This window comes from Acinetobacter sp. YH12142, assembly GCF_013418435.1.
Lineage (GTDB): Bacteria > Pseudomonadota > Gammaproteobacteria > Pseudomonadales > Moraxellaceae > Acinetobacter > Acinetobacter amyesii.
In genome coordinates this window covers 102795-116178 of sequence record NZ_VPCB01000001.1, presented here as the reverse complement: position 1 = coordinate 116178, position 13384 = coordinate 102795, and the positions used below count along the sequence as shown (strand labels likewise).

Here is a 13384-nt window from a genome sequence, read left to right as displayed (position 1 = left end):
CGCTCTTCTGAGCGGTTTTTTATTTGCCTGTAAAAATGGAATTTATTAAGCCAAGTGTAAAACTCTCAATTGAACACTGACATTTCCTCTAAATTCATTTTTATCGAGTTCGTAGACCAAGCGGATTTTATCTTGCATAGGATTAAATTCATATTTTTCTGCCGCATTAAATGCAATTGCGTCCACCATTAAACCATTATCTAAAGCAAGTTTTAATTTCAGATGCACATCTTTCAACCAACGATAATCTAAAATTTTAAATAGGCCTTCATAGACCGGTGCAGGGAATTTTTGTCCCCATGGACTTAAATTTTGCAGAAGATCGACGGTTTCGACATTAATGGCCGAATCGGGCAATTCGCCATCTGTCCAAATAGTGGCCTGAAATAAACTTTCATCTTGCGCAGCGATGAGTGCTTCAAAAGCGGTTTTAAATTCAGAAAAATGCTGCTTTTGAATGGTTAGTCCTGCTGCGGCTGCATGCCCGCCAAAATGACTCACCAAATGCGGATGTAATTCAGCAATACGCTCAATACTGTCTCGAATATGAATACCTTCGATAGAACGCGCAGAGCCTTTAATATGTACGCCATCCTCATCTGCGGCAAAGACGATTGCAGGTCTATGAAATTGTTCTTTCAAACGCCCTGCAACAATCCCAATCACCCCTTGATGCCAATGCTGTTCAAACATGATCAAGGCTGCAGGTAAGTTATCCTGATCAAGCTGAATATGTTCTAACTCAGCCAGAGCTTCCTGTTTAATCTGCCCTTCGACTTGGCGTCTTTCAATATTGAGTTGATTCAACTGCTGCGCAATCGGATAAGCCGTACTTAAATCTGCCGCAATCAGACACTCAATCCCAATATCCATAGTCTCCATACGCCCAGCTGCATTGAGTCGTGGGCCGACCACAAAGCCCAAGTCTTGTGCTTTTAACTGTGCGGGATCACGACCAGCGATATCCAATAATGCACTGATCCCTGGACGACATAGTCCTTGCTGAATCCGCTTCAAACCAGCATCGATCAAGATCCGATTATTCAGATCTAGACTTGCAACATCGGCATAAGTGCCTAAAGCCACCAAATCCAAATATTGGCTGAGGTTGGCTGTGGATTTAGCATTTTTTTTACGCATACTGGCCAAATTGGCCAACACATAAAATGCAACACCTACGCCAGCCAAGGCTTTACTTGGAAATTCACATCCCAACTGATTGGGATTTACCACCGCTTCTGCTTGTGGTGTTTCCTTAGTGGTCAGGTGATGGTCGGTAATGATCACCTGCATACCATGCGCCTGTGCCTGTGCTACACCAGCATGGCTCGAAATACCATTATCGACTGTAATCAGCACATCTGGGGTAAAACTCACGAAGGCCAAATCGGCAATGGCGGGTGTCAGGCCATAACCATATTTGAACCGATCTGGAACCAGATATTCAACATCCGCACCCATATCACGCAGTGCCAAGACCATCAATGCAGTACTGGTTGCACCATCGGCATCATAATCACCAACAATGACGATTTTCTTTTGAGTATCAATTGCTTGATCGATTATTTCAATCGCTTGCTCTAAACCCTTTAAGTTTGGCGCATGTAAGTGCTTAAGCTTCAATTCCAGTTCTTGTGCGGAAGAAACCCCGCGACGTGCCAATAAGTCCGCAATAAACGGCGCAACGCCCTGAATATCTTCAGGGCGCGTCAAATAGGGTCTTTGTTGAATTAAAAGTTTAGACATTTATGGCATCAGTCGCTGTAAAACCCATTGACCATCCTGTAGTTTATAACTCAAGCGGTCATGTAAACGATTCGGACGGCCTTGCCAAAATTCATAATAATCCGGAACTAAACGATAGCCGCCCCAAAACTCAGGTTTCTCCAAAACGTCTTTGCTTTCCACTTGATCATGCAAATTTTGGAAACGCTGTTGTAATTCTTCACGACTAGCGATAACACCACTTTGTGGAGTACTAATGTGCGCTGCAATTTGGCTATCACGCGGTCGCTTATGGTAATAATCTGTCGATTCTTCGAGAGATATCTTTTCCACACGACCACTGACCCGAATTTGACGTTCCTGCTCTTGCCAATAAAACAATAATTCTGCATAAGGATTATCGAGCAGATCATTGCCTTTTTGACTGTCATAGTTGGTGTAGAAGTCATAACCTGCATGGGTCGCACCGCGCAACAAGACCGTCCGCACGTGCGGACGACCTTGGGCATTTGCCGTAGCCAAAGACATAGCATAGGGTTCATGCAGTTGTGCTGCTAAGGCATGGTTAAACCATAATAAAAACTGCTCATGTGGATCACGGTTCACCTGATCTTCATGCAACTCACCTTTTTGATAAGTTAAACGCAGTTCACTTAAGTCCTTAATCACATCATTCATGCAATTTCCCCTCTTGATTTAAGCTGCATTGGCACGAACAGCATCGGCCAAATGATTTGCCAATGCGGTGACTTCTTCAAGGTCATTACCTTCAACCATGACACGAATGACCGGCTCTGTGCCTGATTTACGAATCAAGATGCGACCACGCCCTTTAAGCTGAGCTTCAGCTTTTTCAAACTCGCTCACCAGTGCAGGTACGGCGTAGGGATCAAACATCGCAGCCAAGCGAACATTCACCAAGACATTTGGTAATAACTCAAACCCTTCCACCAATTCATGCAAAGCTTTACCTTGCTCAACCATCACCGTTAACACCTGAAGTGAAGCAATGATCGCATCACCTGTGGTGCTCTTGTCCAAAGTCAGAATATGACCTGATGGCTCACCACCTGTTACCCAACCTTTTTCTTCCAAACCTTGCAATACATAACGATCACCGACTTTGGCACGCAGTAATGGCACTTGGGCTTTATCTAGCGCAATTTCAAGCGCCATATTGCTCATAACCGTACCCACGATACCCGCAGGTTTTTGACTCGCTTGAGTGGCTAAAATATAAAGAATATGGTCACCAGTAATTTGCTGACCGTTTTTATCGACCATAATCACGCGGTCAGCATCACCATCAAAAGCGATCCCTAAATCCGCCTGATGTTCAACCACTGCTTTTTGTAAAAATTCAGGATGCGTCGAACCACAGTCTTTATTGATGTTCAAACCATCCGGTTCATTAAACAGCGCAATCACTTTTGCACCGAGTTCACGATACACCGAAGGGCCAACGCTATAGGCTGCACCATTAGCACAGTCCACTACAATTTTTAAGCCTGTCAGGTCAAAATGGTACGGGAAGGTTGATTTACAAAACTCGATATAACGACCATTGGCATCTTTTACACGCACACTTTTACCTAAGTTTGCAGGGTCTTCGATCACCAAGTCATTTTCAAGTTCTTTGTTTATGGCTTCTTGAATTTCATCCGGCAATTTTTTACCTTCGCTCGAGAAGAACTTAATGCCATTATCAAAATAAGGGTTATGCGACGCCGAGATCACGATGCCTAAGCTGGCATGTAATGCACGGGTTAAATGGGCAATTGCGGGTGTAGGTAATGGACCCAGCAAATGAACATAAACACCTGCTGCGTTTAAACCGGCTTGTAATGCTGACTCTAAAATATAGCCCGATAATCGGGTATCTTTACCTAGTACAACGATGGGCTTTGCTTTTTTACTGTATTGTTTTAATACTTTACCTGCGGCAAATCCTAGTTTTAATGCAAATTCAGGGGTAATAGGCAATTCACCGAATTTGCCACGAATGCCATCTGTACCAAAATAACTCATGTTGTACTCACTTCTTAATGGTGATCTTAATCATCACTTTTTACTGCAAATACTTTACACCAAAAACAAAAAGGCCGTCATATTAATGACGGCCTTTTCGGCTAAAAGCTACTAAATATCAACCAACACGGTAGTTTGGTGCTTCTTTAGTAATAGTCACGTCATGTACGTGAGATTCAGACATACCTGCCGCAGTAATTTTGACAAACTGTGCATTTTTACGTAAGTCATCGATCACTGCAGAACCGGTATAACCCATAGATGAACGTAAACCACCCATCATTTGATGAACGATGTTACCCATTGGGCCTTTGTACGGTACGCGACCTTCAATACCTTCTGGTACAAGTTTTTCAGCACCGGCTTTTGAGTCTTGGAAATAACGGTCAGCAGAACCTGTTGCACCTGCCATCGCACCCAATGAACCCATACCACGATACGCTTTGTAGTAACGACCTTGGAAGAATTCAACTTCGCCTGGTGCTTCTTCAGTACCCGCCATCAATGAACCTACCATGATGGTACTCGCACCTGCACCAATCGCTTTTGCCATATCACCAGAGAAACGGATACCACCGTCTGCGATCAATGGAATTTGGTCTTTCAGTGCATTGGCAACGCTGTCAATCGCAGAGATTTGCGGCATACCAATACCAGCAACGATACGTGTAGTACAGATTGAACCTGGGCCAATACCCACTTTCACTGCATCTGCGCCAGCATCTAATAATGCAAGTGCTGCATCACCAGTCGCGATGTTACCGCCAATCACTTGAACTTGTGGATAGTTGGCTTTAACCCAACGTACACGTTCAATTACACCTGCAGAGTGACCATGTGCAGTATCAACAACAATCGCATCAACACCCGCTTCTACCAATGCTTCTACACGACTTGGTGTTTCTGCACCTGTACCAACTGCAGCACCAACGCGTAAACGACCTAAGTCATCTTTGCAGCTGTTTGGATAGTTTTCAGCTTTACGGAAATCAGTAACCGTGATTAAACCTTTCAGTTCGTTGTTGTCATTTACAACAAGGACTTTTTCAATACGGTGTTTTTGAAGTAATGCTTGGATATTTTCTTTTGATTCGTTTTCACGAACAGTCACCAAACGATCATGACCTGTCATGATGTTACTAACAGGTTGCTCAAGATTGGTTTCAAAACGAGTGTCACGACCAGTAACAATACCCACCACTTGACCGTCTTTCACCACTGGTACACCGCTGATGTTATTTGCTTGAGTTAAAGCAATCAGCTCACGTACAGTCGTTTCTGGTGTAACGGTAATTGGGTCTTTCACCATACCTGCTTCAAATTTTTTCACGCGGCGAACTTCTGCAGCTTGTGCAGCAATATCCATGTTTTTATGCAGGATACCGATACCACCGTTTTGCGCCATTGCAATCGCCATACGTGATTCAGTCACAGTATCCATTGCAGCAGAAACAAGTGGAATATTCAAATTGATGCCACGTGTGAAACGTGTCTTAAGAGAGACATCTTTTGGGAGAACAGTAGAATAGGCAGGGAGTAATAAGACATCATCAAAGGTTAGGGCTTCTTGAACGATGGTCAACATAACAGTCTCGCTGGTAATTTCCGTGAGCCATTATATACAAATTTCCGTTCAATTTTCATTTTAATTGCCGCAATTCTTTACGGAGTTTTCAATATTAACCATCAAATATGCTGTTTTCAGCAAGAATACTCTGGGGGTTGGTCAGCATCCAGTGCAATACAGGCAGAATCCGAAGATTCTACCTCTTAGATTTCAATAAATTTATTCTGGAAATAAAGCCTTAACTGACTTGATCGAAATCTTCGTCATTTTCAGCGTCATGCAGTGGAATACTGATCAATGGAATCATTTGATGCGCGATGCGTGCTTTATTACATTGCTCATCGGCGATTTGAACTTCTTTACAAGATGAACTACGTGCCTCATACATGTTACAACTCACCTGTTTGCCTACTTCTCCACCCAAAGCAATACAACGTGGATTTGCCTGATTCGTACCCACCATACATGAATACACCGATGTCACAGGTTCCGTATAATGTTCAGGCATATTTAGCCCTTCTGCCCAATAAAAAGAAACGCGATAGTGAGCACAACATGCTCCACAGGTTAAACATGCATCCTGAGTCGGTATTTGAGACAACATTTTTATCTATTCTCGTCATCTAAAGGCTTATTTTATGGACGAAAAATACTAAAAAATGTTATCTGCAAACTCAATTATTTTTTCTGAATTTTCAAGTCATTATACTGGGCAAGTAAAGACTGTTTCATCCATTAAATCGACACCACACTGCAAGGTTTCGATCCAATCTAAGAATTGGTTGATCTGTTCTTTACCAATAAATGGCGTGCCGTGCTGCGGTACGATCATTTCCACATCCATCGTCCGTACCATGTTGACCCACAGACGGATCACTTTGTTCGAACACATGTAGCGCTGATGGAAGCCTTTCATTTTAGGAATATGAGCGGCAAAATTTTCTAAAGGTTTAGAGGCATCATCCACCATAGATGCGCCCATATCCCCTGAGAATAAAATTTTGGCAATCGGGTCATAAAATTGGAAGTTACCAACCGAATGTAGGAAATGTGCAGGAACAGCCACCAAATGACTATTGCCTAATGGAATCACCTGACCATGATCTGGCAGTTCGATCAGACGATCCAACCAGTTGCCTTTCATCCGGTCACTCATAAATGCAGAGTTTAAATGCGGTAAGAAACGCGCCCACAGCTTAGATGCCACCACTTTGGCGTCAGTATAAACCAACCAACGCGGCATCGAGGTAATAATGTCTGGGTCCTGATGCGAGGCCATCACATAGTCAAGATTGGTCAAACGGGTATATTTATTCAGTTCCATAGTCAGTGGGACATAGGTCAAGTCACCACCCGGATCGAGCACCGCTGCGCGCTCATTATCCAAAATCAGGAACTGGTTCGCCTGTACGCCCTCGCCTTTTACCAAGCTGGTAAAGCTAATACATTTATGCTTTCCATCATCATAAAGTACCTGTGATGTTGTGCGTTCGAAAGCCATTCCCATTCCCCAAATTTTTTATCAAAAAAAATATATTCTATAGGTTAATAACATATATTTATTTAGGGAAACTTACAATAAATATTCAGTCAATATTATCTGAAATATCAGTGAATTGGGTCTCATTTATTGGCAAAGAATCCTGAGTTTTTAACTCAGGATTTCATGTATTTTTAATATGGTGAGATCATTATTTAAAATAAATAGTGTTGTGCCAACGCAGCCAAACCAATCACCAAGAATACTAGGGCGCCAATTTTATGAATCAGTGAAATCGGTAGTTTTTCTGCTAGTTTGTTCCCAATAAATACCGCAGGCGCATTAACCAACATGATGCCTAGTGTCGTCCCCAAAGTCACCCAGCCAATACTGTCAAAGCGTGCAGCCAGTGCAACAGTGGCAATTTGGGTTTTATCTCCAATTTCAGCCAAGAAGAACAAAACGAAAGTGGCGGTGAAAACCCCATATTTTTGCCACTTATTGATACTTTCAGATTCATCATCCAATTGATCGGGGATCAACATCCACACCGCCATAGCAATAAAGCCCAGAGAAACGATCCACAATAAAACGGTTGGACTTAAAACAGTGGTAATCCATTGACCCAACACAGCAGAAACCCCGTGGTTCACCACAGTCGCGAGGAAAATTGCAATTAAGATCGGAACGGGTTTACGAAAACGTGCAGCAAGCAGTAAAGCAAGTAATTGTGTTTTATCGCCCATTTCTGACAGGGCAACAACAGCAAGGGAAATGAAGAAAGCGGTTAACATGGTGCATTTCTCTGGCTAGCAAAAACATATACCGATGACTTATCCCTCCTGCTAGCCAATGTGCAGAGTGATAAATCAAAGGTCTTGCCAACAAAAGAAAGCTACGAAGAGCTCATTTGGTTCTTTGCTATGATGACCATGCTCGTTTTAGAGCAAATATGTTGACCATCACCTTTTTACTTTGCGTAAAAAGCGGCTACTCCCCAATGAAGTAATGTTATTCTAGCGAGGAATGCATGTTTTCGCAATTTTAATTTTCGATGACTCAATTTGATATGCAAAACAATAATCAAAAATTTCAAGAATTTATTCAACACTATATGCATGTGCAGGATGTATTAATCATTGCAGGTGGTCCATCTCAGCTCAATTTCGACTTAACCACCATTCAGCCCTCAAAAAAACTGCTGATCATTTGCTGTAATCAAAGTTTTCTTCAACTTCCTCAGGCTCAAATTGCTCATCATTCAGACTATGCATGGTGGTTACAGTATCAGCCCATGCTCAAAGCCTGCTTTCAAGGTGACATCATTAGCGGATGTGGTTTAGGTCACAACCGGCCATATCCTGAACATGAAGTGATTAACTTCAAAACCGTGCGCATCGATACGCAAGCGGAGTTATTTCATTCACCGTACTTTGTTTATGGTAATAATTGCGGCCTTCAAGCCTATTCACTCGCACATCTCTTTCAACCGCATCGTATTTGGCTGATGGGCTATGACTTTCAACACCAACAAGGTCAAACACATGCTTATCAGCATCAACATGTGCAAGAACTGGAGCATTATGAAAAGTTTTGGGGCTTATTTTTAAAAGACTTCCAACGCTTTGAACATTTAAGGCACAAGCTTTGGCCGACGGCGCACCCGCATCGTACGCTTCCACTCACCTACAACCTCAACGCAAACTCGGCATTAAAGCTGTACCCTTCACCCATTGAACTTCCTGATTGGCTTTGTCAGTCCACCACCACGCCATAAAAAAAACCCTGCCAAAGCAGGGTTCATTTTGAAACTTAAACAGGTCAGATTAGATCAATAAAGTTCGGATATCTTTGAGCAGCTTCGTCAGTTTATTGGCAAAACGTGCAGCGTCCGCTCCATTAATCACACGGTGATCGTATGACAATGACAGCGGCAGCATCAAACGTGGATCAAAGCTTTCACCATTCCATACTGGCTGCATGGTTGCAGGTGAAATACCCAAAATCGCCACCTGTGGCCAGTTGACCAACGGTGTAAATGCCGTGCCACCAATTGAACCCAAACTGGTAATGGTAAAATTCGCACCTTGTAGATCTTTTGGCGATAGTTTTTTGTCACGTGCTTTTTGACTCAGCTCACCCAGCTCAATTGCAATCTGCTTAATCGATTTTTGATCTGGATTACGCAGTACAGGCACGGTCAAACCATCAGGCGTGGCAACGGCAATCCCCATATGGATTTCATTGCGTAGCAATACTGACTTGCCATCATCAGACAAATGACCTGCAAATTCACGCTCTTCTTTCAACAAATAAGCCACTGCTTTGATGATGAAAGCCATAATGGTTAAGCCAATACCTTCTTTCTTAAAGTTAGCTTTTAAATCATTACGCCAAGCTTCAAGATCGGTAATATCCGCAGCATCGAATTGCGTCACTTGCGGGATAAAATTGTTTAAAGACAATTGCGGAATCGACACTTGTTGTAAACGTGTCAAAACTTTCTCTTCCACACCACCAAAAGCATCAAAGCTTGGCAATTTCGGCAAGCCTGAAACCTGTGCCACAGCTTGAGCTGCAGGTGCAACTTGCGGAGTGGTCAAACGGGTTTTCACATAAGCGAATAAATCTTCTTTCATTAAACGCTCATGCGGGCCCGATGCTTTGACTTCTGCTAAAACCACACCCAATTCACGTGCAAGCTTACGAACGGCAGGTCCTGCATACACTTTAGCATTCGCCGCATTTTGCTCTTTGGTGAGCTTATCTGCGCCTTGTGGTTGCGGTGCTGCTTCAACTTTGCTTTCAGCTTTTGGAGCAACTGTCGCAGGCTGTGCTACAGTTGGAGTAGGTTTCGCTGCTGGCGCGGGTGCTGCAACAGCTTGACCTTCAGCTTCAATCGTCACTAAAGCGACGCCTTCAGAGACACTTTGCCCTAACTGGACATGAATCGCGGTGATTTTACCAGCGGTAGAGCTTGGCACTTCTACCGTTGCTTTGTCTGATTCCACCACGATGATGCTTTGGTCTTTTTCAACCACATCACCCACAGCGACTAAAATTTCAGCCACTGCTGCTTTATCAACACCTAAGTCAGGCACTGCAATATCAACAGGTCCAGACGCCGCAGCCGTAGACGGCGCTGGTGTTGCTTCTGCAACAACAGGTGCAGCAACAGGCTGTGCAGTTTCTTGCACAGCAGCCGATTCAACCGCAGCAGATGAAGCCGCCGTTTTCACCGTTAAAATCACTACACCTTCTTTCACTACATCGCCAGCACTGATTGTGATCGATTCAACACGGCCTGATACAGTACTTGGGACTTCGACTGTCGCTTTGTCTGATTCCACCACGATAATACTTTGATCGACATCAATCTCATCACCAACAGAGACCAAAATCTCACTTACCGTAGCTTTTTCTACGCCAATATCAGGAACTTGCACATCGATACTTTGCGACTGAGTAGCATTGGCTGCAACAGGTGCTGCTGCAGCTTGTTCTGCTTCCACAACCGGAGTTGGTTCTACTGCTTGGTCTTCAGTTGCATTTTGTACTGGCTCAGCGGTAGCAGTACTTTGACCTTCTGATTCCAACTCGATCAGCACAGCACCTTCAGCAACACTGTCACCCAGATTAACTGCAATGCTTTTCACCACGCCTGCCGAAGTGCTGGGCACTTCAACAGAGGCTTTGTCAGACTCTAACAACACAATGCTGTCATCAACGCTAATGGTGTCGCCGACTTTCACTAAAATCTCAGCGACCGTTGCTTTATCTACACCAATATCAGGAGTCGTAATTTGCATGATTAGTTCTCCTCTTTGTAGTCAGCCACAGCATGCAGTTCCGGCGTTTCCTGCGGAGCCCATGCCACTGGACGGTCAGTATCTAGTTCAAAGCTTGAGATGGCATCTTTAACCAAACGTGCATCAACTTCGCCTTCATCCGCGAGTTTTTTCAATGTTGCTACCACAATATGTGCGGCATCGACACCAAAGTAGCTACGTAAGTTGCCACGTGTATCTGAACGACCATAACCATCTGTACCTAATGCAACGAATGGACGATTGTCTGGAAGATAGGCACGGATTTGTTCGCTATATGCACGCATGTGGTCAGTTGCCGATACCACAATACCGTCTTTTTCACGAAGCAATTGAGAGACCCAAGCTTCTTTCGTATCTTCAGCCAATGGATGTAAGCGGTTGTATTCTTCACACGCCATACCATCACGAGCTAATTCGTTAAAGCTAGTGACGCTCCACACGTTTGAATGAATTTGATATTCATCACGAAGGATTTTCGCTGCTTTGATTACTTCGCGCAGAATCACACCTGAACCCATCAACTGAACCGTTGCTTTCTCATCTTCTTCGAAGAGATACATACCACGTTTAATGCCTTCTTCAGCACCTTCAGGAATAGCTGGATGTTCGTAGTTTTCATTCATTACTGTTAAGTAGTAGAACACACGCTCTTGGTTCACGTACATGCGTTTTAAACCATCATGTACGATTACTGCCAACTCATAACCAAAACATGGGTCATAAGAAATACAGTTTGGAATCGTATTTGCCAAGATATGTGAATGACCATCTTGGTGCTGTAAACCTTCACCATTCAGTGTTGTACGACCCGCAGTTGCACCGAGCAAGAAGCCTTGCGCCTGCGCATCACCTGCAGCCCATGCAATATCACCAATACGTTGGAAACCAAACATCGAGTAGTACATATACATCGGAATCATTGGCAAGTTATTGGTTGAATAACTGGTTCCTAACGCAGCCCAAGCACTCATCGCACCCGCTTCGTTAATCCCTTCTTGTAACATGTGACCATCTTTAGCTTCACGGTAATGCATCAACTGTTCTTGGTCTTCAGGGGTATATTTTTGACCATGCGCAGCATAGATCCCCAACTGACGGAACATACCTTCCAAACCGAAAGTACGCGCTTCATCTGGCACAATTGGTACGACACGATCTTTAATGGCTTTTTCTTTCAATAATGATGAAATCAAACGTACCATCAACATGGTCGTCGATTGCTCTTTACCGCCACTGCCTTTGAGTACCGCATCAAACACAGACAATTCAGGAATCGCCAGCTGCTCGCTTTCTTTACGACGTGCAGGTAAATAACCACCCAATGCCTCACGACGTGCTTTCATGTATTTAATTTCAGGTGAATTTTCACTTGGACGGTAGAATGGCACTTCTTCAAGCTGTTCATCGGTAAATGGCAAGTTGAAACGGTTACGCACGTATTTCAACGACTCAAGCTGCATTTTCTTGATTTGATGCGTCTTATTGACTGCTTCAATCTCTTCCGACAAACCATAACCTTTGACTGTTTTTGCCAAGATAACTGTTGGCTGACCCGTTTCCTTCATCGCTTCGGCATAAGCCGCATACACTTTGAATGGGTCATGACCACCACGGTTCAGGTTATCAATATCTTCATCGCTTAAGTTGCGCACCAACTCTTCAGCTTCAGGATACTTACCAAAGAAATGTGCACGCGTATACGCACCGCCTTTCACTTGATAGCGTTGGAAGTCACCATCGACCGCTTCTTCCATCACCGCTTTTAAGGCACCTGAATCATCTTTTGCCAGTAGCGGATCCCAATGACGACCCCATACCACTTTAATTACCCGCCAGCCTGCACCACGGAACAATGATTCAAGTTCTTGAATAATTTTACCGTTACCACGAACTGGGCCATCTAGACGCTGTAAGTTACAGTTCACGACCCAAATTAGGTTGTCGAGCTTTTCACGACCTGCAAGTGAAATGGCACCTGTACTTTCAGGTTCATCCATTTCACCATCACCGAGGTAAGCCCAAACTTTACGGTTTTCTTCTTTGATCAGGCCACGGTTCATCAAGTACTTTTGAATGTGTGCTTGATAGATCGACATGATTGGACCTAGACCCATCGATACAGTTGGGAACTGCCAATAATCTGGCATCAAGTACGGATGTGGGTATGAAGGCAAACCTTTACCGCCGACTTCACGACGGAAATTATTTAAGTGTTCTTCAGTCAAACGACCTTCTAAGAACGAACGTGCATAGATACCTGGCGCACAGTGACCTTGATAATAGATCATGTCACCGCCAAAGCTGTCGCTATTGGCACGGAAGAAGTGGTTAAAGCCCACGTCATATAAAGTTGCAGATGATGCAAAACTTGCCAAGTGACCACCTAAGTCATCACCTGTTTTATTGGCACGCAGTACCATCGCTAAGGCATTCCAGCGGATCAACGCACGAATACGGCGCTCCATATCCGAATCACCTGGCATAGGTGGCTGTTCTTCAACTGAAATGGTATTTAAGTAAGGAGTATTTAGTCGCTGAATGGGAACGTGCTTAGCAATCGCTTGTTGATAGAGTTTTTCAAGCAAAAATGCAGCGCGGTCAGTTCCCATGTGCTGTAAAACTGAATCAAATGCGTCCTGCCATTCTTGGGTTTCTTGCGCATCTGTATCGCCATAAAACGCCATACTTCACCTATCCTATGTGCTAAATATATGGCTCTATTAGTACCATATTTTGGCTAAGCTCAGTTATCGC

At 43.8% G+C, this 13384-nt stretch carries 10 protein-coding genes and 1 riboswitch; of the genes, 1 reads left to right on the top strand and 9 read right to left on the bottom strand.

From position 1 onward, the window contains the following. Positions 1-45: 45 nt before the first annotated feature. From recJ to FTU77_RS00555, 7 genes are all read right to left on the bottom strand, one after another. The gene (recJ, locus tag FTU77_RS00585; protein ID WP_180054190.1) at positions 46-1746 is read right to left on the bottom strand and encodes a single-stranded-DNA-specific exonuclease RecJ; all 1701 of its coding nucleotides are present in this window, start codon (positions 1744-1746) and stop codon (positions 46-48) included. Then, positions 1747-2403: a pyridoxamine 5'-phosphate oxidase gene (pdxH, locus tag FTU77_RS00580; protein WP_180041705.1), complete on the bottom strand. Its 657-nt coding sequence runs from the start codon at positions 2401-2403 to the stop codon at positions 1747-1749. An 18-nt stretch (positions 2404-2421) separates the two neighbouring features. Beyond that, positions 2422-3753: a phosphoglucosamine mutase gene (gene glmM / locus FTU77_RS00575; protein ID WP_180054189.1), complete on the bottom strand. Its 1332-nt coding sequence runs from the start codon at positions 3751-3753 to the stop codon at positions 2422-2424. 118 nt (positions 3754-3871) lie between these two features. Then, on the bottom strand, positions 3872-5338 hold the full coding sequence (gene guaB / locus FTU77_RS00570) for an IMP dehydrogenase (protein ID WP_078190562.1): 1467 nt from the start codon (positions 5336-5338) through the stop codon (positions 3872-3874). 220 nt (positions 5339-5558) lie between these two features. Further along, complete coding sequence (locus FTU77_RS00565) at positions 5559-5924, bottom strand: YkgJ family cysteine cluster protein (RefSeq protein ID WP_078193208.1); 366 nt, start codon at positions 5922-5924, stop codon at positions 5559-5561. A 99-nt stretch (positions 5925-6023) separates the two neighbouring features. Next, positions 6024-6821, bottom strand: a complete 798-nt coding sequence (locus tag FTU77_RS00560; RefSeq protein WP_078190564.1) for an MBL fold metallo-hydrolase — start codon at positions 6819-6821, stop codon at positions 6024-6026. Positions 6822-7015: 194 nt separating this feature from the next. Next, positions 7016-7594: a TMEM165/GDT1 family protein gene (locus tag FTU77_RS00555; protein ID WP_180041739.1), complete on the bottom strand. Its 579-nt coding sequence runs from the start codon at positions 7592-7594 to the stop codon at positions 7016-7018. A 74-nt stretch (positions 7595-7668) separates the two neighbouring features. Further along, positions 7669-7811, bottom strand: a riboswitch (yybP-ykoY riboswitch). Between the two features lie 58 nt (positions 7812-7869). On the opposite strand from FTU77_RS00555, the gene FTU77_RS00550 reads away from it, so the two are divergent. Further along, positions 7870-8577, top strand: a complete 708-nt coding sequence (locus FTU77_RS00550; RefSeq protein ID WP_180054188.1) for a methyltransferase type 11 — start codon at positions 7870-7872, stop codon at positions 8575-8577. 49 nt (positions 8578-8626) lie between these two features. Here the strand turns inward: FTU77_RS00550 and FTU77_RS00545 are convergent, their stop codons facing one another. Beyond that, a complete protein-coding gene (locus FTU77_RS00545) occupies positions 8627-10609 on the bottom strand; it encodes a 2-oxo acid dehydrogenase subunit E2 (protein ID WP_180054187.1) in 1983 nt (660 codons plus the stop codon). A 2-nt stretch (positions 10610-10611) separates the two neighbouring features. Further along, positions 10612-13314 carry a pyruvate dehydrogenase (acetyl-transferring), homodimeric type gene (gene aceE / locus FTU77_RS00540; protein WP_180022342.1) on the bottom strand — a complete coding sequence of 901 codons (2703 nt, stop codon included), beginning with the start codon at positions 13312-13314 and terminating at the stop codon, positions 10612-10614. Between the last annotated feature and the right edge of the window lie 70 nt (positions 13315-13384).